A 24,445-nucleotide genomic window follows, 5' to 3' on the forward strand; every position below is an offset into this window, starting at 1 on the left:
CAGGCAAGGATCACCATGAGCCTATACCTCGAACGCGCCCTCGACGGCCTGCGCAAAATCGGCATCGCCTTCGGTCAGGCGCCCCAGCCAGCACCAGTACTGACCCTGCTGGACAAGGTCGCGCACTACGACAACCAGCGTGTCACCGGCATCGCCGCAGTACTGCAGCAGGCGTCACTTTTCAACCAGACCGTACGCGAGCAGATCGCCGGGATGGATATCTCTCACCGCTACATGGATATCACCGACAGCTTCACGTCAATTCGTGAAGATGCGGCTGCCATGGCCACATGGATGGACGATGGTCGCCTGGATACCCTCGAACGCCTCAAGCTGGCCTGGATGCGCATGCTGCGAGGCTCGATCCCGAGCCGATTCGAGGACATTCGCAAGCACTACCTCGACGTGTGCGCGGCCGCCAGCGACCAGATCACTCGCGAAAGCCTGATCCTGGAAGCGTACATGGACTTCCGCCTGGCCATGAAGACTGCCGAGGTTGATGCCCAGCAAGTGCTGGCCATCGCCGGGCAGTCCCTGCAGGAGTGCAGCAGTGCCCTGGACTCCGCCAACGCTACCGTGGCGGCGGCCGCAAGCGAAGAGCCAGCCCGCATCGCGGCACTTGAGCTGGTGCGTGACGAAGCGGTGCGAGCCCTGCAGAACGAAGACAAAAGCTACCAGATCGTCAAGGATATCGCTGACGACCTACGGGTCGGCTACAACACCGCCGAGATGGTTTTTGCCCGCATCAGCCAGGTGCATGTGGTCAAGGAGCGTCAGTACCAGCGAATGGTGTCGTTCTTCGCCACTAACGAAATCGTGCTCACCAGCCTTGCGGTTTCGTTCACCGCCAACCAGGGCATGGCCGAGGCCACCCATACCCTCAACGCCACCACCTCCGGTATCAACAAGGGCCTGGAAGCCCTGGGCGAGCTGGGCAACCAGCAACTGGGGGCGGCGATGAAAGCCAGCTATGGCTCGACTCTGCGCGTCGAATCGGTGCGCGCCCTGGCCCAGGCCACCCTGGATTTCCAGAATGACATGAAAGGCCTCACCGAAACCTACCGTGCCGAGTCGAGTAAGGCCGCGCTGGAAATTTCCACCGCAGTCGAAGACGCCAAGCGCGCCTTCGCCTCCTTGCTGAGCAAAGCCGCGCAATGAGCAATGGCTCGCTCAGCGAACAGATGGGGGCCATGGCCCTCGTCGGCGAGCTGCGCCTGCAGCAGCGCCAGGTTCAGGAGCATCTGGACCTGGCGCTGCGTCGCGCCGAAATCGTCGAACGCATTCGTGGCTACTACCAGCGCCAGGGCATCGCTTGCGATGACAGCCTGATCGAGCAAGGGGTACGCGAGTTCTTCGCCCGCCGTCTGCGGTTCGAGGCGCCGCAACTGTCCTGGCCCCGCAGGTTGCTGGCGGGGATGCTCCTGCGCCGCAGGCTGCTGGCCTGGGGGGGCTGACGTGGGTCGCCTTGCTGGGCGGTGCCCTGCTGACGGCAAATCTGCGCCAACCTGTGGCGCCCACCCGACCGACCGAGGTCAGCGCCCCTACCCAAAAGGGCCTGGGGGTGCCAGCGCCAGCCTGGACAAGGGAAGCGGACCGAGCGGCGCACCAGGCACGCCTGGACCAGTACACTCAGTTGATGGCCCGCTTGGAAGCCATGCCGCTACCGGAAGACGTGCGCGCCAAGCTGCTGCCGTTCGCCCGTTCCACCGGCGCGCTGGTGGCCGATCATGGGCCGGCCAAGGCCATTCAGGCATTGCGCGAGCTGCAGGTGTACGTCGACTACACCGAAGCGCAGCTGCAACTGCACATCCCCGACGGCGCCGGAGAGATATCCGGTTACGAACGCTGCCGCAAGACCTCGGCGTGCCAGCCAGGCAGCGAGGACGGCAAGGCATGGTTCCTGGTGTTTCAGGCACGCGACCCGCAGGGCAAGGTGGTGACGATGCCGCTCGCCAACGGCCACACCGGCGCGATCGCCCTCACCGACTCCCTCGGTGTGCAGGTCACCCACGCGCAGTACCTGAAAGCCCAGCAGGTCAAGCAGGCCAAGGGCCGCGTCGATAATCCGGTCATCGGCCGCAAGGATGCCTACAACCTAAGCAGGCACTTCGACAATCGCGTCTTTGCCGGTAGCAGCTTCGACAATCCGGCCGACACCAACCAGTCCATCGTCTCCGCCAGCTTCTGATGACCCGCCAATGACCGTCTCACTTTCCGAACAGATGGGGGCCATGGCCCTGGTCGACGAGTTGCGCCACCAGGAACTCGCACAGCAGGAGCACCTGGATCTGCCGAAGCAGCGCAGCGAAGTAAGCGAACGCATACGCAGCTATTACCAGCGCAACGGCATCCATCATGAACAGACGCATGTCGAACAGGGCGTTCGGGCATTCTTCGCCCAACGCCTGGTCTTCGAAGCGCCGCCGCTGAGCAGGTGGGAGCGCTTGCTGGTGCGCCTGGCCCTGTCGCCCTCGCTGCTGATCCCGCCAACTGCGGCCGTACTGGCTGTCGGCGCCCTGAGCTGGCACTGCTTGCTGGTTGGATATGACCGAACCATGACACCCGATACCCTGTTCATCGCGATCGACACCTACACCCGTAGCACCCTGCTGGCGCAGCGTGAAGCCGAAGAAGACTTGCGTGAGGCCATTGCTCGCGAGGTCAGGCTTGAGTGTCTGATGACCGAGAAACTCAATGAACTTGCCAGTTTCCAACTGGAACACGGTCCAGAGCTTGATCCTGAGACCCGACAACTGCTGGCCGAACGCGAAAGCGCACAAGCCGAGCTGCACGACCACATCGATCGCCTGCAACGGCTGATCAAGGCACGCCTCGAGACTCAGCGCCACCTACAGACACGCATCGGCACACTTGAAACCCAGGCCCGTACTCAACTTGAGAAAGACCCGGCATACCTGAGCCTGACTGCGCACATTCGCCGAGCGCTGGACAACGAGCCGCAAGCCGAACTGGCTTATGTGGAGATCCGCGACGAGTGCAGGGCAAAGCTGGTAGCGTACTGGAACAACCCAATATTCCGCGCCCTGGTATTACGCGACTACGCAACCGAGCGCTACAGACCTCGCTTGCTGCGTACCTGGCTCGATGACTTCCTCGCCCGCAAGGTGAGTTTCCAGGTAAACCAAGCCAACGAACAAATGCTCCAGGCAATGCTCGACCGCAATGAAGTACAAAGGGAACAGCGCATGCGCGACAGGGAGCAAATGGGACGTGAACACCAGGCGTATCTGGACGAGGCGTACCATAGGCTGGGCTTGCCGGCGCTCTGGGCACAGGACGATGCTCTCGACCACGAACTGTCCGAGGCGAAGGCCGAAGTCGATGCCTGGTACCTGCAATTGAGCGCCTTCAACCAGGGGCGGGATCGCAACCTGCAACGCATTCGCGAGCAGCTCACTGCGAAACTCAAGACCCGCCCGCTTGCGCAACTCATGCAGCACGCCGCCGCCACACCGGATGAGGCCGATGATGCGTTGGTGAGTGAGCTTCAGGGCTTGCACCCACGCCTGCTTGAACAGCAGGAGGCCAGCACCAGGCTGCTGCAGGTGCGTGACCGCGCGAGCTTCGACCATCAGCGCGCGCTGGCACTGGATCGCGCCTTGCGCAACGACTTTTACCAAGATCGCAACAGCCGCTACATCACCCCTCGTCCGATCAGGCAGTTCATCGAGGCCTACCAGCGAGGCGAGATGGACCTGCAGGCGATCAAGACCCTGCTTACCAGCGCACGGCCCCTGATCGACCCCAGCCGACCTGGCAGCGGCTGACAATTATCGGCCTAAATGACTCAGGCAAAAAAAAGGTTCTTCGCGGAGTCTGGGGGAAGAGCGAGTTGACAGTCAGGGAAGCAGGTAAATTGGCAGTCGCCAAACACACCCTTCACCTGTCCCTGCTGTCGCCGTGCATCCTATTGATCTTGCCGCTTTCTGGCCAGGCTACGACGCCGTTACCTGTCGCCCATCTACCGATAACACCCTCCTCATTGAGCTTGAACCTCAAGCCGGCTCTCTTCCTAAGTGCGGGCGTTGTGGCCAGTTCAGCCCGTTGATTCACGATCGCCGGATTCGTCTGGTGCGTGATCGTGATCTGTTCGATCAGCGCGTCCTGCTTCAACTACCAGTGCGCCGAGTCGATTGCCTGAGTTGTGGGCGGGTGACCGAGCGGATCGACTGGTTGGAGCCAGCATCTCGGCTGACCCAGCGGTTACGGATATGGCTCGAAAGCTTGCTGCGGCTGCTGCCGATCAGCCACGTCAGCCAGCTCACCGGCCTGCATTGGCACACCCTCAAAACGCTCGATAAACGACGCCTTCAAGCCGAGGTAGGCAACTTCGATTCAACCGGTGTCCGCCGCCTGGTGATGGACGAGTTCGCCCTGCACAAAGGGCATCGCTATGCCACGGTCATCATGGATGCCGAGCGAACGCGGGTATTGTGGGTCGGCCACGGCAACAGCCGCGAGGCGGTCCGCCCGTTCTTTGAATTGCTCGGCAAGCACTGCCAGCAGATAGAGGCGGTGGCCATGGACATGAACACGGCTTTTGATTTGGAGGTGAAGAAGCATTGCCCGCAAGCCGAAGTGGTGTACGACCTGTTTCACGTCGTCGCGCGCTACGGTCGGGATGTGATCGACCGTATCCGGGTTGACCAGGCCAACCTCCTGCGCGAAGACAAGCCGGCACGAAAGGCGGTCAAGCAAAGCCGCTGGCTGCTGCTGCGCAATCGCAACAACCTGAAGGACGGACAAGCCGTGCAGCTTCAAGAACTACTCGCGGCCAACCAGCCGCTGGCTACGGTCTATGTCCTCAAGGATGCGCTGAAGGATGTCTGGTTCGCCCCCAGCGTACGAGAGGGCTGGCGCCGCTGGCGAACCTGGTTGCGGCACGCCCGGGACAGCGGCCTCGCGCCGCTACAGCGCTTCGCTCGCAACCTGCGCAAATACGCCCGAGGCATCCTCGCCAGTGCCAACTTCCATATGCATACCAGCGTCCTTGAGGGCGTCAACAACCGCATCAAGGTGATCAAGCGTATGGCCTATGGTTTTCGGGACTCGGAATACTTTTTCCTGAAAATCAAGGCTGCCTTCCCCGGGAAAGCGCGATGAACCAAAAAAAAGGGGCGCCGACCAAGCGCCCCACAAGCCGTGTAGCACACAACGAAATCTGTCAGTCCAGCAATGCCATCGCCTCGGCGCTACACGCCTCGATCCGCGCCCAGTCGCCGTTCTTGATCCAGCTGCTGTCGAGCATCCAGGTGCCGCCCACGCACATCACATTGGGCAGCGCCATGTAGTTGCGCACGTTGGCCGGGTTCACCCCACCGGTCGGGCAGAAGCGAATGTCGCCGAATGGGCCGGCAAAGGCCTTGATCGCCGCCACGCCACCACTGATCTCCGCCGGGAACAGCTTGAAGCGACGGTAGCCGAGGGCATAGCCCATCATGATCTCCGACGGCGTGCTGATACCCGGCAGCAGCGGAATGTCGCTGTCCACGCCCGCTTCGAGGATGTCCTGGGTGATGCCCGGGGTAACGACGAACTGCGCGCCAGCGGCCTCGACGGCGGCGAACATGCCACGGTCGAGCACGGTACCGGCACCGACGCACAGCTCGGGGCGCTGCTCACGCAGCACCTGGATGGCCTTCAGGCCATGTTGCGAGCGCAGGGTCACTTCCAGGGTGCGGATGCCGCCTGCGGCCAGGGCGTCGGCCAGGGGCAGGATGTCTTCCTCACGGGCGATGGTGATCACCGGCAGGATGCGCGCCTTGTCGCAGATCGTGTCGATCCGCGCGGCTTTGTCGGCCATCGAGAGCAAAGGCTGTGGGCGTTCGAGGGTGGTCATGACAATGGGTCCTTGGCTCATGGGCACCAGTAGATGTCCAGGGGGTCGTGAAGAAAGGCGCGAATCGGCATTTCGGTAGGGTCTTCGGCCGCCAGGGCAGCACGCAAGGTGGTGAGCTTGCCCGCGCCTTGCACGGACAGGGCGATGAAACCGGCGCCGGCCAGCAGCGCGCGGGTCATACTCAGGCGCTGGTGCGGCACGCTCGGCGCCAGCATCGGCAGGCAGCGACGCTCGCCGACCTTGGCCAGGCCCTGGCGCAGGTTGGGGCTGGCCGGGAACAGCGAAGCCGTGTGGCCGTCGTCGCCCATGCCCAGCACCAGCACATCGATCGGCGGCAGATCGGCGAGGACCTGGTCGGCCTGCTCGGCGGCGGCCTCCAGGGTCGCGGCGCTCTGGTACAGGCCGATGAAACGCGCCTTGGCCGCACCGCCCTTGAGCAGGTGACGGGCCAGCAGGCCGGCATTGCTGTCGTCGTGTTCCACCGGTACCCAGCGCTCGTCCGCCAGGCTCACGGTGACCTTCGACCAGTCCAGCGCCTCTGCCGCCAGCTTCTCGAGAAACGCCACCGGGCTGCGGCCGCCGGACAGCACCACGCAGGCCTGGCCCTTGCGGGCGATGGCCTGGCGCAGGCGCTCGGCCACATCATGGGCCAGGGTCGCCGCCAGGGTTTTCGCATCAGCCAGCTGATGCGCCTTCACCGTCGCCGGCAGTTGCAGTTCAGATATCGCCATACCAGGCCCTCCCATCGCGAGTGATCAATGCAATCGAGCTCATCGGCCCCCAGGAACCGGCCGCATAGGGCTTGGGCGCGTCGCCGCTGGTCTTCCAGCCGGCGATCAGCTGATCGCACCATTTCCAGGCGTATTCGATCTCGTCCTTGCGCACGAACAGGTTCTGGTTGCCGCGCATCACTTCCAGCAGCAGACGCTCGTAGGCATCCGGAATCCGCGCGCTGCGCCAGGTGTCGGAGAAGTTCAGTTGCAGCGGACCGCTGCGCAGCTGCATCCCCTTGTCCAGGCCCTGTTCCTTGGTCATCACCCGCAGCGAAATGCCTTCGTCCGGCTGCAGGCGGATGATCAGCTTGTTGCCGATCTGCAAACGCTGTTCCGGGGCGAAGATGTAGTGCGGGGTTTCCTTGAAGTGGATGACGATCTGCGACAGCTTCTGCGGCATGCGCTTGCCGGTGCGCAGGTAGAACGGCACCCCCGACCAGCGCCAGTTGCGGATATCGGCGCGCAGGGCGACGAAGGTCTCGGTATCGCTCTGGGCGTTGGCGTTGTCCTCTTCCAGGTAGCCCGGCACCGGCTTGCCGTCACTGAAGCCGGCAATGTACTGGCCGCGCACCACATGGGTGCTCAGGCCTTCGCCGGTGATCGGTGCCAGTGCCTTGAGCACCTTGACCTTCTCATCGCGGATGCTGTCGGCCGACAGGTCGCTGGGCGGGTCCATGGCGATCAGGCAGAGCAGCTGCAGCAGGTGGTTCTGGATCATGTCGCGCAGCTGGCCGGCCTTGTCGAAGTAACCCCAGCGGCCCTCGATGCCGACCTTCTCGGCGACGGTGATCTCCACGTGGGAGATGGAATTCTGGTTCCACTGGGTTTCGAACAGGCTGTTGGCGAAGCGCAGGGCGATCAGGTTCTGCACCGTCTCCTTGCCCAGGTAGTGGTCGATGCGGTAGACCCGGCTCTCGGGGAAGAACCGCGCCACGGCGTCGTTGACCCGGCGCGACGACTCCAGATCGTGGCCAATGGGCTTTTCCAGCACCACGCGGGTGCGCGAGGCCAGGCCGGCCTTGTCGAGGTTCTCGCAGATCGCGCCGTAGACCGCCGCCGCCGTGGCGAAGTAGGCGATCAGCGGCTGCCCGCTCGGCGCCTGTTCGGCCAGGGCCTGGTAGCCCTCCGGCTCGACGAAGTCCAGGTGCAGGTAGCTCAGGCGCCCGAGGAAGCGCCCCAGGGAAGCGGCATCGATCTCGGCCTCCGGCACATGGCGGCGCAGATGGGCCTCGATGCTGTTCAGGTGGTCCTGCACGCTGCCCGGCTCGCGGGCCAGGGCCAGCAGGCGGGTATCCGGGTGCAGGAGGTCGGCGCGGTCGAGCTGGTAGAGCGCGGGAAACAGCTTGCGCAACGCCAGGTCGCCGAGGGCGCCAAAGAGGGCGAAGGTGCAGGGTTCGACACTGATCGCGGCCATGATGTTGGTTCTTTTATAAATGTTGGACTAGGAATACCGGTTTCAACCCTGCATTTCAAGGGTTAATGTAGTAAAAACCACAACATCGAATACAGCCATTACAGACAAGTGGTGTGACAATCTTACCGACAGTACGATACACGCCACCGCAAAAAGCCAGCTTCCGACCCAAGGACACACCATGGACCGCGTGCGCAACCTCCTGGAACAGATCCAGGGCCGCCTCGACGAGCTGAACAAGGCCGAACGCAAAGTCGCCGAAGTCATCCTGCTCAACCCGCAACAGGCCACCCGCTTCAGCATCGCCGCCTTGGCCCAGGCGGCCAAGGTCAGCGAACCGACGGTCAACCGCTTCTGCCGCTCGTTCGGCGTCAGCGGCTACCCCGAGCTCAAGCTGCAGCTGGCGCAGAGCCTGGCCAGCGGGGCCGCCTATGTCAGCCGCGCGGTGGAGGCCGATGACGATCCGGCCGCCTACACCCAGAAGATTTTCGGCAGCGCCATCGCCTCGCTGGACAGCGCATGCCAGGCGCTCGACCCGCAGCAGGTCAGCCGCGCCGTGGACATGATGATCCAGGCCCGGCAGATCCACTTCTTCGGCCTCGGCGCCTCGGCCCCGGTGGCCCTCGACGCCCAGCACAAGTTCTTCCGCTTCAACCTCGCCGTGTCGGCCCATGCCGACGTGCTGATGCAGCGCATGCTGGCCTCGGTTGCCCACACCGGCGATCTGTTCGTGATCATTTCCTACACCGGGCGCACCCGCGAACTGGTCGAGGTGGCGCGCCTGGCCCGGGAAAACGGCGCCTCGGTGCTCGGCCTGACCGCCGCCGGCTCGCCCCTGGCCCAGGCCTGCAGCCTGAGCCTGCACATCCCGCTGCCGGAAGACACCGACATCTACATGCCGATGACCTCGCGGATCATCCAGCTCACCGTGCTCGACGTGCTGGCCACCGGCATGACCCTGCGCCGCGGCGTGGACTTCCAGCCGCACCTGCGCAAGATCAAGGAAAGCCTCAACGCCAGTCGCTACCCGATCGAGGACGACGACCTCAACTGAGCCGGTGCGCCTGCAGCCGCAGGTGCGCCCGCTCCCCCGGCGCCAGGCTCAGGCCCTCGCCACTGCCGCTGGCCGCCTCGACGCAGACGAAGCCCTGGCATTCGCGCCCGGTCACGCCCATCAACGGGCGATTGCCCGGGTGCCAGACCACAGTGTCATCGCTGTCGCCGGTGTCGATGCACAGCTCGCGCTGCCAGTCCGGATCCTGCAACTGCACCTTGGGTGTGCCGGGATAGACTTTCTGGCAACCGCCCTTGAGGGTCAGCGCGCCGTCCTCGCGGCAGGCCTGGCGATTGAGGCGATCGTAGCCTTGGATATCCTCGAGCCCGGACAGCGCTATCTTCGACACGTCGCTGATTCGCCAGTAGGCCAGCAGCGCATGGCTCAGCTGACACGGCTCGCTGTCCTGGTGCTCGGTGCTCAGGCTCAGTTCCATGCTCGCGCCAAGCCGGGCGTGCAGGTCGACCTGCCAGTCGCACAGGTCCAGGCGCCACTTGAGGGCCACGCCCTGCTCGTCCTCAAGGCTGTCCACCAGCTTCCAGTCCAGCAGGCGCGCCCAGCCGTGGGCCGGCCACAGGTCCTCGCTGGGATGACGGCCATACCATGGCCAGCACACCGGCACGCCACCGCGGATGGCGCCCACCTGCGGCCACTGCTCGGCGCACCACAGCCAGGGCTTCTCGCCGGCCGGCTGGAAATGCAGCAGTTGCGCGCCCTGGCGGCTGAACACCGCTTGGCAGCTTGGGTGGTCGATGATCAGCACATCGCGCTGCTGGTAACGCTCCCACTCGAAGGTCGGCCTGGGCCGTTGCGAGGTGAAGAAGCGATGTAGCGGATGTTCAGGCATGGTTCTGAGCTCTTTTGTTGTTTGAGATAGCGCTGTCTCACCCCGTGCCCGCTAACCACTGCTGGCCAGTGGTTAGCGGTAGGTCGAGATGGATGGCGTAAATTTACAACAATTTTTCTCAGAATGACGACTGAATCTTCAACCCCGCGACCAGCGCGTTATCCACGTCGTCCACACCGCCCGGGCTCTTGATGTACTGCAGGTTCGGCCGCACGGTCAGCCAGTTGGTGACGTGGAAGCCGTAGTAGAGTTCGGCGTTGTACTCGGTGTGCTGCAGCGGCACGAAGCCCGGATTGTCGTAGTCGTTGATACCGCTCTGGGCATTGAGCAGCTCGGCGCGCTTCTTCACGTCGTCATTGACGTGGATGCGGGCGATGCCGAAGCCGATGTCGTCCTTGGGTCGGGCGTCGAAGGCACCTTTGTAGACCAGGCCGACCTGCTGGTAGTTGTCGACCACGTTGGTGGCCTTGTCGTGCACGGTGAAGTTGGCGAACAGGCTCAGGCCGCGATTGACGTCGCCGGCATGGGCGGTGACCTGCTGCTGCGCCACCACCCACCAGCCGTGCTTGCTGGAGTGCGACTTGAACGCCGCGCCGGTCAGCGCCTGCGGGTTGCCGTTGATGTCGTCGTACACGTCGTCGGCCTTGGCGGTGCTGTAGTAGTAGCCCAGGCGGTACTCGCCCGGCAGGCCGTTGACCTTCGGCGACCACACCGCCTCCACCGGCAGGATCGCGCCCTTGGTGCCACTGCCGCTGAGCTTGAAGCCGTTGCCGGTCTCCAGGTTCGACGGGTTCTGCTCGTAGGCGCCGACCTGGACGAAGAATTCCGGGGTGATGTTGTACTTGACCCGCAGCGCCCACTGGCTGACCGGCCAGTTGTACCAGATGCCGCCGACCCAGTTGCCCACCTGCGAGCCGCAGAAGGCCAGGTTCTGGAAGTCGCAGGGGAAGCTGTTGAAGTCCTCGCCCTCGCCGAAGCGGCCGACTTTCACATCCAGCGCGCCGTCGAAGTACTTCTGCTTGACCCACATCTGGGTCAGGCGCCAGGTCTGGCCGCGCCCCCAGACTTCCTGCACCGAGCTGAACTGCCCGGCACGCGGGTCGCTGATGCGGTCGTTGGACAGGTTGCGGCCGCTACGCTCGGTGATCGCCAGCTTGAACTCGGTGTCCTTCCAGCCGAAGATCTTCTCCAGGTCCAGGTGCGCACCCAGGGCGAACTGGTCGCTGTAGCGCGCGGTCTTGTCGTTGTTGTAGCCGCCGTGCAGGTTGCCGGCCACCTCGCCGACGTAGTCGAGGGTGAAGTCGTAGCCCTTCTCCAGCAACTCGGTGCGGGTGCCGCCCCAGTCGCCGGTCATCCATTTCGATTCCGACGAGAAAGCCTCGGCGGCCTGGGCCCCGCTGCTGCCGACCACGGCCAGCAGTGCCAGTGAGCCCAGTGTCCTGATGCGATTGCGATGTTCCATCCCTTTGCGTCCTCTTTTCTTGTTATTAACAGAACGAATCAACGGCCTGATCTTTCCTGTGGGAGCGGCCGCCGTTCTTAACGGCCTTTGAAACGCGTCACGTTGTCCTTCACGGCGGTGGCGGCAAGGTCCAGGCGTTCGCCGCTGCCGGCGTCGAACAGCAGAACCCGCGCCGGGTCGAACTGCAGGTTGAGGCTGTCACCGACCCGGCATGCCACATCCGGCGCCAGACGGCAGCAGACCTTGGTTTGATTGAGGGTGACGAACACCAGCAGGTCCGGGCCGGTGGGCTCGGTGACCTGCACTTCGGCGCGGATGCCCGGCAGGCCATTGCCCTGCTCCGCCCCCAGGGCGATCTGCTCCGGGCGCACGCCGAGGATGATCTCGCGACCTTCCAGCTCGTCCGCCACCACGCCCAGCGGCAGCTCGCAGCGCGCCTGGCCGCTGTCGAGCAGCGCCAGCACGCGACCGTCCTGCTTCGTCAAGCGCACCGGAATGAAATTCATCGGCGGCGAGCCAATGAAGCTGGCGACGAACAGGTTGGCCGGGTCGTTGTAGATCTGCTGCGGCGTGCCGAACTGCTGGATGATGCCGTCCTTCATCACCGCCACCTTGTCACCGAGCGTCATCGCCTCGATCTGGTCGTGGGTGACGTACACCGTGGTGGTCTTCAGGCGCTGGTGCATCAGCTTGATCTCGGTGCGCATCTCCACCCGCAGCTTGGCATCGAGGTTCGACAGCGGCTCGTCGAACAGGTAGATCTTTGGCCGGCGCGCCAGCGCCCGGCCCATGGCCACGCGCTGTTGCTGGCCACCGGACAGCTGCCCGGGCTTGCGCTCGAGCAGGTGCTCGATCTGCAGCAGCTTGGCGACCCGCGCCACCTCTTCGTCGATGGCGGCCTGGGACATCTTGCGGATCTTCAGGCCGAAGGCGATGTTGTCGCGCACGTTCATGGTCGGGTACAGCGCGTAGGACTGGAACACCATGGCGATGTCGCGGTCCTTGGGGCTCATGCCGCTGACGTCCTCGTCGTCGATGAGGATCGCCCCGCCACTGATACTCTCAAGGCCGGCGATGCAGTTCATCAGCGTCGACTTGCCGCAGCCCGAGGGGCCGACCAGGATCAGGAACTCGCCGTCCTTGATCGCCAGCTGGATGTCCTTGAGCGTGTCCGGCAGGCCCACGCCGTAGGTCTTGTGCACATTGCGAAGTTCGAGTGTTGCCATGACTTACCCCTTGACCGCGCCGGCGGTCAGCCCGCGCACGAAATACTTGCCCGCGACCACGTAGACCAGCAGCGTCGGCAGCCCGGCGATCATCGCCGCGGCCATGTCGACGTTGTATTCCTTGGCCCCGGTGCTGGTGTTGACCAGGTTGTTGAGGGCCACGGTGATCGGTTGCGAGTCGCCGCTGGAGAACACCACGCCGAACAGGAAGTCGTTCCAGATCTGGGTGAACTGCCAGATCAGGCAGACCATGATGATCGGCGTCGACATCGGCAGGATGATCCGCCCGAAGATGGTGAAGAACCCGGCGCCGTCCAGCCGCGCGGCCTTGACCAGCGCCTCGGGGATGCTCACGTAGTAGTTGCGGAAGAACAGCGTGGTGAAGGCCAGGCCGTACACCACATGCACCAGCACCAGCCCGCTGGTGGTGCTGGCCAGGCCCAGCTTGCCGAGGGTGAACGAGGCCGGCAGCAGCACGGTCTGGAACGGCAGGAAGCAGCCGAACAGCAACAGGCCGAAGAACAGCTGCGAGCCACGGAAGCGCCACATCGACAGCACATAGCCGTTGAGCGCGCCAATGGCCGTGGAAATCAATACCGCCGGCACGGTGATCAGGATCGAGTTGACGAAGTAGCCGCTGACCGTGGCCCAGGCCTTGCTCCAGCCGATGGCGGTGAACACGGTGGGCCAGCTCAGCAGGTTGCCGCTGCCGATGTCCTCGGGGGTCTTGAAGCTGGTCAGCAGCATCACCACCAGCGGCACCAGGTACAGCAGCACGGCCAGCAGCAGCACGGCGTGGACGGCGACGCGGCTGAGGTTCAGCGCCGGTTTGTCGATCGGGCTAGTCATGGCGTTTCCCCCGCAGCTCGGAGTACAGGTAAGGCACGAGGATTGCCAGGATGGCGCCCAGCATGAGGATCGCGCTGGCCGAGCCCATGCCCATCTGCCCGCGGCTGAAGGTGAACGAGTACATGAACATGGCCGGCAGGTCCGAGGAGTAGCCCGGGCCACCAGCAGTCATCGCCGCCACCAGGTCGAAGCTCTTGATCGCGATGTGCGAAAGGATCATCAGCGAGCTGAAGAACACCGGGCGCAGGCTGGGCAGCACCACGGTCCAGTAGATGCGCGGCAGGCTGGCGCCGTCGAGCTGGGCGGCGCGGATGATCGACGGGTCGACGCCACGCAGACCGGCGAGGAACATCGCCATGATGAATCCCGAGGCCTGCCACACGGCGGCGATCACCAGGCAGTAGACCACGCGATCGGGGTCGATCAGCCAGTCCAGGCGAAAGCCTTCCCAGCCCCAGTCGCGAAGCAGCTTGTCCAGACCCATGCCGGGGTTGAGCAGCCACTTCCAGGCGGTACCGGTGACGATCATCGACAGGGCCATGGGATACAGGTAAATGGTGCGGATGAAACCTTCGCGGCGGATGCGCTGGTCAAGCAGCACGGCAAGGAACACGCCGATGGCCAGGGTGATGCCGATGAACAGTCCACCGAACAGCAGCAGGTTCTTGCTCGCCACCCACCAGCGGTCGTTGTCGAACAGCCGGGCGTACTGCGCCAGGCCCGCCCACTTGTAAGTAGGCAGGAAGGTCGAGGTGGTGAACGAGAGGACGAAGGTCCACAGGATGTAGCCGTAGAAACCCACCAGGACGATGAACATGCTCGGCGCCAGCACCAGCTTCGGTAGCCAGCGCTGCAGCGCGTCCAGGGGGGATGCCCGCAGGCGGGCGGTTGCTGTGGTCATGGTTCAGATCTCGTTTCGAGAACGACTCGGAGCCCTGTGGGAGCGGCCTTGCGTCGCGAGAGGGCTGCGCAGCAGCCCCGGGGCTTGATGAGCTAAGCCGGAGGGACTGTCCTGCTGGGTTCCGGGACCGCTACGCGGTCCTTTCGCGACACAAGGCCGCTCCCACAGGAAGCCTCGCCAGACAAGGACTACTGAGCCGCCTTCACCGCCGAGTAGAGTTTCTTCGCCGCATCCGCAGGATCGGCCTTAGGATCGTTGATGTAGTTGGTCACCACATCGAAGAACGCCCCCTGCACCGCCAGCGTGGTGGCCATGTTGTGCGCCATGCTCGGTTGCAGGCCGCCGGTCTTGGCGTCGGCCAGGAAGTCCTTGGCCGCGGTCTGGGCGCAGCTGTCGAAACCGTACTTGCCCATGTCGGCGAGCATGTCGTTACGCACCGGGATCGAGCCTTTGTTGATGCTGAAGACCTTCTGGAAGTCCTCGCCCAGCACCTTGCGGGCGATGTCCTGCTGGCCCGCTGCGGTACCCTTGTCCTTCTGCTTGAACACCACCAGCGAGTCGATGTTGTAGAGGAAGGCCTGGTCGGTGCCTGGGAAGGCCACGCACTGGTAGTCCTTGCCGGCGGTCTTCTTGGCCAGGGTCCATTCGCTCTTGGCCCAGTCGCCCATGATCTGCATCCCGGCCTTGCCGTTGATGACCTTGGCCGCCTCCAAGTTCCAGTCCTGGCCCTTGCCGTCAGGGTCCATGTAGGTGGCGACTTTCTTCAGCTCGGTGAGCGCCTTGACCATCTCGGGACCGGTCAGGGCATCCTTGTCCAGTTCGACAAGGGCCTTCTTGTAACCCTCGACGCCCATCACCGAGAGCACCACATTCTCGAACACGGTGCTGTCCTGCCACGGCTGGCCACCGTGGGCCAGTGGGATGAAACCGGCGGTCTTGAGCTTGTCGGCAGCGGCGTAGAATTCATCGAGGGTGGTCGGGGCCTTGTCGATACCGGCCTTCTTGAACACTTCCGGATTGATCCACAGCCAGTTGATACGGTGGATGTTCACCGGCACGGCCACATAGTCGCCGTCGTACTTCACGGTGTCGGCGACTTTCTTGTCGAGCAGGCTATCCCACTTCTCTTCCTTGGCAACGTCCTTGAGCACATCGGTGTCGAGCAGGCCGGTGGATGCCCACTCCTGGATATCCGGGCCTTTGATCTGCGCCACTCCAGGGGGGTTACCGGCCACCGCGCGACTCTTGAGCACGGTCATGGCGGTAGAGCCACCGCCCCCGGCCACGGCGCCGTCCTTCCAGGTGAAACCGTCCTTCTCGACCTGGGCCTTGAGCACATCGACCGCGGCCTTTTCACCGCCGGAGGTCCACCAATGGACGACTTCCACACTGCCTTTGGAATCGGCGGCCTGGGCACTGAGGGAAAACAGGGAGGCAAAGGAGATCGCGGCGGCGAGACGAAGCGTCGAATGCATGGGAATACCTTTCTTGTTGTTATGCGAGGCAAGACTGTCGCTTGCATGGCATGGAGTGTAGGGAGCCCGCGCCCGCCGCCAGGTAACGAACGGATGCGCGAATGTCATCGTTTGGTTACAAAGCCAGGGCCGTGGCCAGGCTCGGCGCCAGCGGCAGGCGGGGCAGCAGCAGGGCCTGGTAGGCGTGGTAGAGGTCGGGTTTGCCGCCCCAGATCCGCGCGCTGGGCAGCAGCGCCGGGTCCAGCTCGTGATGCCAACTGCCGTGGCCGCGGTCGATGAAGTGGCTGGCGATGAAGTCCCAGAAGCAGCGATACCAATGTTCATATTGCGCCTCGCCGGTACGTCGCAACAGGGCCGCGGCGGTGGCGCTGGCCTCGGCATGCACCCAGTGCAGGCGTTCGCGCACCACCGGTCGGTTGCGCCAGTCCAGTGTATAGACCAGCCCCGGGGCGCCATCAGCCTGCCAGGCATGGCGGCAGGCACTGTCGAACAGGCCCCTGGCGGCGGGCAGCAAAGCAGCCGGCGCCGGCAATTGCGCCCGCTGCAGGGCCGCTTCCAGGTGCAGCACCAGACGGGCCCATTCGAAGGCATGGCCGGGCGTGGTGCCGTAGGGACGGAAGCCGTCGGCGGGGTTGTCACGGTTGTAGTCGGGTAACGCCTGCCAGAGCGCGTCGAAATGCTCGGTGACCCGCAAACCATCGGCGGCGGCCTGGGCCAGGATCAAGCGTTCGACGATCCGCAGGGCGCGGCGCAGCCACAGCGTGTCGCCGGTCACATCGGCCAGGGCGAGAAACGCCTCGACGCCGTGCATGTTGCTGTTGGCGCCACGGTAAGCCTCCGCGTGCCCCCAGTCGCGGGAGAACGACTCGCGCAAGGCGCCCTCCTCCTCGCACCAGAAGCGCTGCTCGATGACCCGGACCACGGCATCGAGCAGTGCCTGGGCCTGCGTGATACCCGCTACCACCGCCGAGCTGGCGGCAAGGGCGACGAAGGCATGCAGGTAGGCGGCCTTGCCAGTGTCGCCGTGGCCTTCGGGCTGGGCGTACCAGCCGTCGTGCTCCTGGTCGCGCAGCGGGCCCAGCAGGGCCTCGACGCCATGCTCGACCAGCTCGCGGCAACCCGGAACGCCCTGGATATGCGCCAGGGCGAAGCTATGGGTCATGCGCGCGGTGTTCATGGTCTCGGCCAGGGCGCAACGGGGCAGGCGGCCTTCGTCGTCGAGGTTGCCGAACCCCTGGGGCAGGCGCGAAGCCCTGGCGAAGGCAAGCAGGCGCAGGGCCTCGGCGTCGAGCCAGGCATGGTGTGTCGGGGAGTCGATCCAGCGGTTGGCCATGGACGTGGTCTTCCTTGTTGTTGTCAGCCGATTCTAGTCAGCCGTCCTGGCTGGCATGTCACGAAGACCGGCTCGATTGTCACCATCTAGTGACATCAGGCCCCGGTAGGAGCGTGTCAATCGGTTGTACGGGGTAGGTACAAGGTCACCCGCAGTCCACCCTCACGCAGGTTGAACAGGCTCACCTCGCCACCATGGCTGTGGGCAATGTTGCGCGCGATCCCCAGCCCCAGCCCATAGCCCTGCTGCTGCCCGGCCAGCCGGAAATGCGGCTCGAACACCTGCTCCAGGCGCTGCTCCGGCACCCCCGGCCCCTGGTCGTCCACCTGCAGGACAAAGCTCTCGGCACTGTCGAGAATCCGCAGGTGCGCCCGCTCGCCGTACTTTATGGCGTTATCGATCAGGTTGCCGATGCAGCGGCGCAGGGCCAGTGACTTGCCGAGGTACGGTGCCAGCGCCTGCCCCTCGAGGGTGATGCGCCCGTCGCCGAGGTAAGGCTCGGCGAGCATCTCCAGCACCTGGTTGAGGTCAATCGGCTCGATGTTCTCGTGAATGTCGGTGTCCTTGACGCATTGCAGCGCCCCCTTGACCAGCAGCTCCAGCTCGTCGAGGTCGCGGCTGAACTTCGCTTGCAGCTTCTCGTCCTCGAGCAGTTCGACCCGCAGCCGCAGGCGCGTGATCGGTGTGCGCAAGTCATGAGAGATGGCGCTGAACAGCTGGGCGCGCTCGGTGAGATAGCGGCTGATCCGCTCGCGCATGCTGTTGAACGCCCGCCCCACCTCGACCACTTCGCTGCCGCCGCCCTCGGCCACCGGGGCCACATCGGCGCCCAGCGACATTTCCCGCGCCGCCCGCGCCAGGCGCTTGAGCGGCCGGCTCTGCCAATGCACCAACAGGCCGATGAACAGCAACAGCAGGGCAGTGGTCATGGCAATGAAGCCGATCTGCTGACGCGGCAGGCGCTCGGCCTCGAGGCTGGTGTAAGGCTCGGGCAGCAGCGAGGCGATGTACAGCCACTCGCCCTCACCCAGGCGGATCTGGGTCACCAGCACCGGCGGGTTGAGCGGCTCCAGGGTCAACGAGTAGTGCGCCCAGGAGCGAGGCAGCTCATCGAGCTTCAGGCCGCTGTTGAAGATCCGCAGGTCGTCGGGGCTGACGAATTCGACGGAGATTTCCATCTGCTGGCCCAGGCGCTCATGCAACACGTCCTGGAACACGTCGATCACCGCCTGCTTGCGCGGGGTGATCGGCAGCACCGGCATATCCAGCGGCTTGACGTTGAGCGAAACGAAGAAGCGCGTTCCGCCCATGCTGCGCAACTGGTCGAGGACCATGGGCCGGTAGGCCACCGGCAGCGAACGGAAGTAGCTGACGCTGGCGCTCATCGAATGAGCCAGGCTGCCGGCGCTGGCACGCAGGCCCTGCAGCTGGCTGGCGCGCAGTTGCGCCACCCAGATCAGGCTCGACAGCCCCTGGGCCAGCAACACCACCAGCAAGGTCAGCAGCAGCATGCGCCCCAGAAGCGAGCGCGGCAGCAGGCGCCAGCGGCGTTCGCTAGGCCGGGCAGACATTGGCCGCCAGCAGGTAGCCGCTGCCGCGCACGGTGCGGATCAGCCGAGGGGGTTTTTCCGTGTCGCGCAGGCGCTGGCGCAGGCGACTGACCGCCATGTCGACGATACGGTCCAGCGGCATCGGCTCGCGCCCGCGGGTGGCGTTGCCGATGGTGTCGCGGTCGAGAATCTGCTGCGGGTGGTCGAGGAACAGCTTGAGCAGGGCGAAGTCGGCGCCGGAGAGGATCACCTCTTCGCCATCGCGGTGGAACAGGCGATGGCTGACCGTGTCCAGGCGCCAGTCGTCGAAGGCCAGTACCGCGCTGGCCGGCGCCGCCTGAGCGAAATCGGCGCGACGCAGCAAGGCCTTGATGCGCGCCTGCAGTTCACGTGGACTGAAGGGTTTGCCGAGGTAGTCGTCGGCACCCAGCTCCAGGCCGATGACCCGGTCGGCCTCGTCGGAACTGGCGGTGAGCATGATGATCGGCACCCGCGCCTGGCGTGGATGCTGGCGGACCCAGCGGCACAGGCTGAAGCCATCCTCGTCGGGCAGCATCACGTCGAGGATCACCAGGTCATAGGGGTTGGCATCCAGGGCACGGCGAAAGCCCTGGCCATCGGGTTCGGCATGGACCTGCAGGCCGCAGCGGGCGAGGTAGGTCTGCAACAGTTCGCGGATGTCCTGGTCGTCATCGACCATCAGGATCGATTTGCCGGCAGTGGTCACAATGGTCAGTCCTCTTGTTATTCGCAGATCTTAGTGTCTGCTGTGAGGGCCAATCGCCGATGCGACTTGCCCCGCGATGACGCTCAATGATCCAACGCTTGCTGCAAGGCCACCCCGGCACCCAACAACCCGGAAAACTCCGCCGTCACCAGCCATACCGGCACCCCGGCGAAATAACCACTCATGCAGCCCTTGTCGGCGAAACTCGCGGCGAATCCGCTGCCCAGGAACAACTCGGCGAAACGCGGAATCACCCCACCGACAATGTAGACCCCACCCCGGGCGCCCAGGGTGAGCACATTGTTGCCCGCCACCCGCCCGAGGAAGCGGCAGAACTGCTCGATCACCGCCAGTGCCCGGGGCTCGCTGGCCAGGGCCGCGTCGGTAATCTGCGCCGGAGTCTTGTGCGTCGGCGTGGCGCCGTCGAGCACACAGATCGCCTGGTACAAGCGCACCAACCCACCGCCACTGAGCACCGTCTCGGCGCTGACATGTCCGATCTGCCGGTGAATCTCCTGGTGGATCGCCGCCTCGCGGGCGTTGCCCACCGGCAGGTCGACATGCCCGCCCTCCCCCGGCAGCGCCAGCCAGTGCTCGCCCAGGCGCAGCAGGCTGCCCACGCCCAGGCCGGTGCCGGGGCCGATCACCAGCGCCGGGCGCGACGGATCGGCGTGGCCTGCGCAGACCTCGCGGAACTCACCGTCGCGCAGGCGCGTCATGCCCAGGGCCATGGCGGAAAAATCGTTGATCAGCAACAGGCGCTCGACCTGCAGCGTCTGGCAGAACGCGCTGCGGCTCAGGCGCCAGTGGTTGTTGGTGAAGCGGAATTCGTCGCCGTCCACGGGGCCGGCCACTGCCAGGCACACCGCCGCCAGGCCGCCACGGGCAATGCCCTGGTCGGCGAGGTAGGCCTCGATGGCCTGCTCGGGGCTGGTGTAGTCGGCGGTGGCCAGCACCTGGACCGCCTGCAGCTCATTGTCGCGCCACAAGGCGAAACGTGCGTTGGTGCCGCCGATGTCGCCGACCAGCAAGGCCTTCATTTGAGATTCTCCAGGGCCGAGGTGAAGGCGCTCGCGCCCTGTTCGGCCGAACTGAACGCCACGCGCATGAAGCCGAACAGCTCGCGCCCGCAGCCCAGGTCGTTGCCCGTGGGCGGCTCGGGCAGTTCACGGCTGGCCAGCTCCTCGGCCGAGACCATGATCCGCAGCGTGCCTTCGGCACCATCGACACGCACGATATCACCATCGCGCACCCGCGCCAGCGGGCCGCCATCGAAGGCTTCCGGGCACACGTGAATGGCCGCCGGAATCTTGCCCGAGGCGCCGGACATGCGCCCGTCGGTAACCAGCGCCACCTTGAAGCCGCGATCCTGCAGCACACCGAGGAAGGGTGTCAGCTTGTGCAGCTCAGGCATGCCGTTGCAACGCGGGCCCTGGAAGCGCACCACGGCGACGAAGTCGCGCTCCAGCTCTCCGGCCTTGAACGCATCGGCCAGCGCTTGCTGGTCGTGGAACACCCGGGCGGGCGCCTCGACCACGCGATGCTCCGGCGCCACCGCCGATACCTTCATCACGCCGCGCCCCAGGTTGCCCTCCATGACCCGCAGGCCGCCCTCGGCGGAGAACGGTCGTGCCACCGGGCGCAGAATGCTTTCGTCGAGGCTGTCCTTCGGCCCTTCGCGCCAGACCAGTTGGCCATCTTCGAGGAACGGCTCTTGGGTATAGCGGCGCAGGCCATGCCCGGCCACGGTGTTGACGTCCTCGTGCAGCAGGCCCGCGTCGAGCAGTTCGCGAATGAGGAACGCCATGCCGCCGGAGGCCTGGAAGTGGTTGATGTCGGCCTTGCCGTTCGGATAGACGTGGGACAGCGTCGGCACCACCTCGGACAGGTCGGCCATGTCCTGCCAGGTCAGCTGGATGCCGGCGGCCTGGGCGATGGCCGGGATGTGCAGGGTGTGGTTGGTCGAGCCGCCGGTGGCGTGCAGGGCAACGATCGAGTTGACCAGCGCCTTTTCGTCGACGATCTCGCCGATGGGCATGAAATTGCCGCTGGCCTTGGTCATGCGCGTGACCTGGCGCGCGGCCTCGGCGGTGAGGGCGTCGCGCAGCGGCGTATACGGGTTGACGAACGAGGCGCCCGGCAGGTGCAGCCCCATCACCTCCATCACCAGCTGGTTGGTGTTGGCGGTGCCGTAGAAGGTGCAGGTGCCCGGACCGTGGTAACTCTTCATTTCCGATTCGAGCAATTGCTCGCGGGTGGCCTTGCCCTCGGCGTAGCGCTGGCGCACATCGGCCTTTTCCTTGTTGGAGATGCCCGAGACCATCGGCCCACCCGGCACGAAGATGGTCGGCAGATGACCGAAGCGCAACGCGCCCATCATCAGGCCGGGAACGATCTTGTCGCAGATGCCCAGCATCAGGGCGGCGTCGAACATGTTGTGCGACAGGGCGATGGCGGTGGACATGGCGATCACTTCGCGGCTGGCGATGGCCAGCTCCATGCCCGGCTCGCCCTGGGTCACGCCATCGCACATGGCGGGCACGCCGCCGGCGAACTGGCCGACCGAGCCGACTTCGCGCAGGGCCTGCTTGATCTGTTCGGGGAAGTGCTGGTACGGCTGGTGCGCCGAGAGCATGTCGTTGTAGGCCGAGACGATGGCCACGTTGGCGGCGTTCATCAGGCGCAGGGTCTGCTTGTCCTCGCCGCCACAGCCGGCCACGCCATGGGCGAAGTTGGCGCACTGCAGGCTGGCGCGCATGGGTCCGTCACTGGCCGCCCCACGGATCAGCTCAAGGTAGCGTTCACGGGTACGGCGGCTGCGGGCGATCAGCCGTTCGGTGACCTCAAGGATGCGCGGATGCATGTACTGGACTCCAGGCTAACTGTGGGGCGGCCTCCACTGGCCATTTCCCCTCCAAACGATTGCGACCTAGGCTGTAGAAACAGGTGCCTGGACCGTTCGAAATGGGGCTGACCCGACCACTCGTTGTATGTTTAAACAAAATACTGCCAGCAAAAAGGCTTGTTTTCTATCTCTCGGTGAATAATCTTGTAATTCCAACAACAAAACCGTTTCAGTGAAGCTGCTCTTTGTGCCACAGGCTTCACCCGACTGCCAGAGGTAACGCCATGACCCTACGCATCGCCATCAACGGATTCGGCCGCATCGGACGCAACGTCCTGCGCGCACTGTACACGCAGGGCTACCGCCAGGACCTACAGGTCGTCGCCATCAACGACCTGGGCGACAGCGCGATGAACGCCCACCTGCTCAAGTACGACAGCGTCCACGGCATTTTCGAAGCCAGCGTCGAGGCCGACCATGAAAGCCTCACCGTCAATGGCGACCGCATCGCCGTCAGCGCCATCCGCAACCCCGCCGAATTACCCTGGAAGACCCTGGCCATCGATGTGGTGTTCGAGTGCACCGGGCTGTTTACCGAACGCGCCAAGGCCGCCGCGCACCTGACGGCCGGCGCCGCCAAGGTCATCGTCAGCGCGCCGGCCAAGGGCGCCGACGCCACCGTGGTGTACGGGGTCAACCACGACGTGCTGCGCGCCTCGCACCAGATCATCTCCAACGCCTCGTGCACCACCAACTGCCTGGCGCCGATCGCCCAGGTGCTGCACCGCGAGTTCGGCATCGAGCAAGGCCTGATGACCACCATCCACGCCTACACCAACGACCAGGTGCTTACCGACGTCTACCACGGCGACCCGTACCGCGCCCGCTCGGCCACCCAGTCGATGATCCCGAGCAAGACCGGCGCCGCCGAAGCCGTGGGCCTGGTGCTGCCGGAGCTGGCCGGCAAGCTCACCGGCATGGCCGTGCGGGTGCCAGTGATCAACGTGTCGCTGATCGACCTCACGGTCAACCTCAAGCGCGAGGCCAGCGCCGACGAAGTCAACCAGCTGTTCCTCGAAGCCAGCCGCCACTCGCGGGTGCTGGGCTACAACGCCCTGCCGCTGGTGTCGTGCGACTTCAACCACAACCCGCTGTCGTCGATCTTCGACGCCAACCACACCCGCGCCAACGGGCGCATGCTCAAGGTGCTGGCCTGGTACGACAACGAATGGGGCTTCTCCAACCGCATGCTGGACAACTGCCTGGCGTTGTTCAACGCCAGGTGAATGTTTACGCGATCCCTTGCAGGTGATCGTGCAGAGAGCTGTATCCCTGTGGGAGCGGCCTTGCGTCGCGAAAGGGGCGCGTAGCGGCCCCAGATTCTGAGCCATCTTCGAAATTGCCGGGGCTGCTGCGCAGCCCTTTCGCGACGCAAGGCCGCTCCCACAGGGGGGTAGTTCCCTACGCGACAGCGTAGCCCGCAGGGCTGGGTGGTCTCCTAAAGAGACCGCGTTAGCCGCAAGATTTACCTGTTCGTGACATTTCCACGCTTGACCTGGAGCATGGATGATAAGCATTATCATTCACCCGAAAACGCCCAGGTTTCCCCGTGAGTCAGTCCCGGTTCAACTCCGTGTTCCTCAGCCAGCGCCTCTCCCTGCTGCGCACCTTGCAACGCATGGTGGGCAACCCCAGCACCGCCGAGGACCTGCTGCAGGAAACCTACCTGCGAGTCACCCGCGCCCTGGGCGAGCGGCCGATCGAGCACCTCGAACCCTTCGTTTTCCAGACCGCCCGCAACCTGGCCCTGGACCACCTGCGCGCACGTCGGGTGCAGGCGCGCACGCTGGTGGACGATGTGCCCGAGCAGGTCCTGCACAATGTCGCCGCCCCCTCGACCAGCAGCGAGGACGCCGCCCACGCCGAGCAACTGCTCAAGCACCTGAGCGTCAGCCTCGGCCAGCTCAGCGAACGCCAGCAGCGCATCTTCATCCTCAGCCGCCTGCACGGCGCCAGCTACCTGGAAATCGCCGACCAACTGAAGGTCTCGGCCAGTACGGTGCAGAAAGAGCTGAAACTGATCATGGCCATCTGCATGGGCGTGGCCGATCGTCACCAGTGATGCGACC

Annotated in this window: 22 protein-coding genes; 8 read left to right on the top strand and 14 right to left on the bottom strand. The window is 64.8% G+C overall.

All coding sequences use genetic code 11. The features are described from left to right. Positions 1 to 15 precede the first annotated feature (15 nt). The 5 genes from K5H97_RS23410 (at position 16) to K5H97_RS23430 (ending at position 5,124) form a co-directional block, all read left to right on the top strand. Positions 16 to 1,158: a hypothetical protein gene (locus tag K5H97_RS23410; RefSeq protein ID WP_028691642.1), complete on the top strand. Its 1,143-nt coding sequence runs from the start codon at positions 16 to 18 to the stop codon at positions 1,156 to 1,158. After that, positions 1,155 to 1,454, top strand: a complete 300-nt coding sequence (locus tag K5H97_RS23415; protein ID WP_051555709.1) for a DUF6384 family protein — start codon at positions 1,155 to 1,157, stop codon at positions 1,452 to 1,454. The genes K5H97_RS23410 and K5H97_RS23415 overlap by 4 nt, the downstream gene beginning before the upstream one ends. 107 nt (positions 1,455 to 1,561) lie before the next feature. Continuing rightward, positions 1,562 to 2,188, top strand: a complete 627-nt coding sequence (locus K5H97_RS23420; RefSeq protein WP_143496120.1) for a DUF6384 family protein — start codon at positions 1,562 to 1,564, stop codon at positions 2,186 to 2,188. A 10-nt stretch (positions 2,189 to 2,198) separates the two neighbouring features. Next, complete coding sequence (locus K5H97_RS23425; protein ID WP_051555710.1) at positions 2,199 to 3,788, top strand: DUF6384 family protein; 1,590 nt, start codon at positions 2,199 to 2,201, stop codon at positions 3,786 to 3,788. Positions 3,789 to 3,921: 133 nt separating this feature from the next. Then, positions 3,922 to 5,124 carry an ISL3 family transposase gene (locus tag K5H97_RS23430; RefSeq protein ID WP_003464938.1) on the top strand — a complete coding sequence of 401 codons (1,203 nt, stop codon included), beginning with the start codon at positions 3,922 to 3,924 and terminating at the stop codon, positions 5,122 to 5,124. Positions 5,125 to 5,185: 61 nt separating this feature from the next. On the opposite strand, the gene K5H97_RS23435 is transcribed toward K5H97_RS23430, so the two are convergent. Genes K5H97_RS23435 through zwf form a run of 3 tightly spaced genes read right to left on the bottom strand, consistent with a single transcriptional unit; the run spans position 5,186 to position 8,047 of the window. Continuing rightward, on the bottom strand, positions 5,186 to 5,860 hold the full coding sequence (locus K5H97_RS23435; RefSeq protein WP_028691960.1) for a bifunctional 4-hydroxy-2-oxoglutarate aldolase/2-dehydro-3-deoxy-phosphogluconate aldolase: 675 nt from the start codon (positions 5,858 to 5,860) through the stop codon (positions 5,186 to 5,188). Positions 5,861 to 5,877: 17 nt separating this feature from the next. Then, positions 5,878 to 6,591: a 6-phosphogluconolactonase gene (gene pgl, locus K5H97_RS23440; protein WP_028691961.1), complete on the bottom strand. Its 714-nt coding sequence runs from the start codon at positions 6,589 to 6,591 to the stop codon at positions 5,878 to 5,880. Continuing rightward, entirely contained in the window at positions 6,578 to 8,047 is a 1,470-nt protein-coding gene (gene zwf / locus K5H97_RS23445) for a glucose-6-phosphate dehydrogenase (RefSeq protein WP_028691962.1), read from the bottom strand. Before zwf ends, pgl begins: the two co-directional genes overlap by 14 nt. Positions 8,048 to 8,237: 190 nt before the next feature. Between zwf and hexR the strand changes: the two genes are divergently transcribed. After that, positions 8,238 to 9,101, top strand: a complete 864-nt coding sequence (hexR, locus tag K5H97_RS23450; protein WP_172402443.1) for a DNA-binding transcriptional regulator HexR — start codon at positions 8,238 to 8,240, stop codon at positions 9,099 to 9,101. Here the strand turns inward: hexR and K5H97_RS23455 are convergent. From K5H97_RS23455 to edd, 11 genes are all read right to left on the bottom strand, one after another. Then, positions 9,094 to 9,948 carry a D-hexose-6-phosphate mutarotase gene (locus tag K5H97_RS23455; protein WP_028691964.1) on the bottom strand — a complete coding sequence of 285 codons (855 nt, stop codon included), beginning with the start codon at positions 9,946 to 9,948 and terminating at the stop codon, positions 9,094 to 9,096. The two genes, hexR and K5H97_RS23455, sit on opposite strands and share 8 nt — an antisense overlap. A 118-nt stretch (positions 9,949 to 10,066) precedes the next feature. Then, a complete protein-coding gene (locus K5H97_RS23460; protein ID WP_028691965.1) occupies positions 10,067 to 11,410 on the bottom strand; it encodes a carbohydrate porin in 1,344 nt (447 codons plus the stop codon). 77 nt (positions 11,411 to 11,487) lie between these two features. Beyond that, on the bottom strand, positions 11,488 to 12,636 hold the full coding sequence (locus K5H97_RS23465; RefSeq protein ID WP_028691966.1) for an ABC transporter ATP-binding protein: 1,149 nt from the start codon (positions 12,634 to 12,636) through the stop codon (positions 11,488 to 11,490). 3 nt (positions 12,637 to 12,639) lie between these two features. Further along, positions 12,640 to 13,485 (bottom strand): carbohydrate ABC transporter permease, encoded by an 846-nt coding sequence (locus tag K5H97_RS23470; RefSeq protein WP_028691967.1) that lies wholly within the window; start codon positions 13,483 to 13,485, stop codon positions 12,640 to 12,642. Beyond that, positions 13,478 to 14,386: a carbohydrate ABC transporter permease gene (locus K5H97_RS23475; RefSeq protein ID WP_028691968.1), complete on the bottom strand. Its 909-nt coding sequence runs from the start codon at positions 14,384 to 14,386 to the stop codon at positions 13,478 to 13,480. The genes K5H97_RS23470 and K5H97_RS23475 overlap by 8 nt, the downstream gene beginning before the upstream one ends. A gap of 188 nt (positions 14,387 to 14,574) precedes the next feature. Next, positions 14,575 to 15,861, bottom strand: a complete 1,287-nt coding sequence (locus tag K5H97_RS23480) for an ABC transporter substrate-binding protein (protein ID WP_028691969.1) — start codon at positions 15,859 to 15,861, stop codon at positions 14,575 to 14,577. A 115-nt stretch (positions 15,862 to 15,976) separates the two neighbouring features. Then, a complete protein-coding gene (locus K5H97_RS23485; RefSeq protein WP_028691970.1) occupies positions 15,977 to 17,194 on the bottom strand; it encodes a D-mannose isomerase in 1,218 nt (405 codons plus the stop codon). A 116-nt stretch (positions 17,195 to 17,310) separates the two neighbouring features. Then, complete coding sequence (locus K5H97_RS23490; RefSeq protein WP_028691971.1) at positions 17,311 to 18,765, bottom strand: ATP-binding protein; 1,455 nt, start codon at positions 18,763 to 18,765, stop codon at positions 17,311 to 17,313. Beyond that, the gene (locus tag K5H97_RS23495; RefSeq protein ID WP_189662194.1) at positions 18,749 to 19,444 is read right to left on the bottom strand and encodes a response regulator; all 696 of its coding nucleotides are present in this window, start codon (positions 19,442 to 19,444) and stop codon (positions 18,749 to 18,751) included. The genes K5H97_RS23490 and K5H97_RS23495 overlap by 17 nt, the downstream gene beginning before the upstream one ends. A gap of 110 nt (positions 19,445 to 19,554) precedes the next feature. After that, positions 19,555 to 20,511, bottom strand: a complete 957-nt coding sequence (locus K5H97_RS23500) for a glucokinase (RefSeq protein WP_028691973.1) — start codon at positions 20,509 to 20,511, stop codon at positions 19,555 to 19,557. Continuing rightward, a complete protein-coding gene (gene edd / locus K5H97_RS23505) occupies positions 20,508 to 22,334 on the bottom strand; it encodes a phosphogluconate dehydratase (protein WP_028691974.1) in 1,827 nt (608 codons plus the stop codon). Before edd ends, K5H97_RS23500 begins: the two co-directional genes overlap by 4 nt. 266 nt (positions 22,335 to 22,600) lie before the next feature. On the opposite strand from edd, the gene gap reads away from it, so the two are divergent. Further along, positions 22,601 to 23,602 carry a type I glyceraldehyde-3-phosphate dehydrogenase gene (gene gap / locus K5H97_RS23510; protein ID WP_028691975.1) on the top strand — a complete coding sequence of 334 codons (1,002 nt, stop codon included), beginning with the start codon at positions 22,601 to 22,603 and terminating at the stop codon, positions 23,600 to 23,602. 323 nt (positions 23,603 to 23,925) lie between these two features. Continuing rightward, positions 23,926 to 24,438, top strand: a complete 513-nt coding sequence (locus K5H97_RS23515; RefSeq protein ID WP_028691976.1) for an RNA polymerase sigma factor — start codon at positions 23,926 to 23,928, stop codon at positions 24,436 to 24,438. Positions 24,439 to 24,445 lie beyond the last annotated feature (7 nt).

The organism is Pseudomonas mosselii, assembly GCF_019823065.1.
GTDB classification, from domain to species: Bacteria; Pseudomonadota; Gammaproteobacteria; order Pseudomonadales; family Pseudomonadaceae; genus Aquipseudomonas; species Aquipseudomonas mosselii.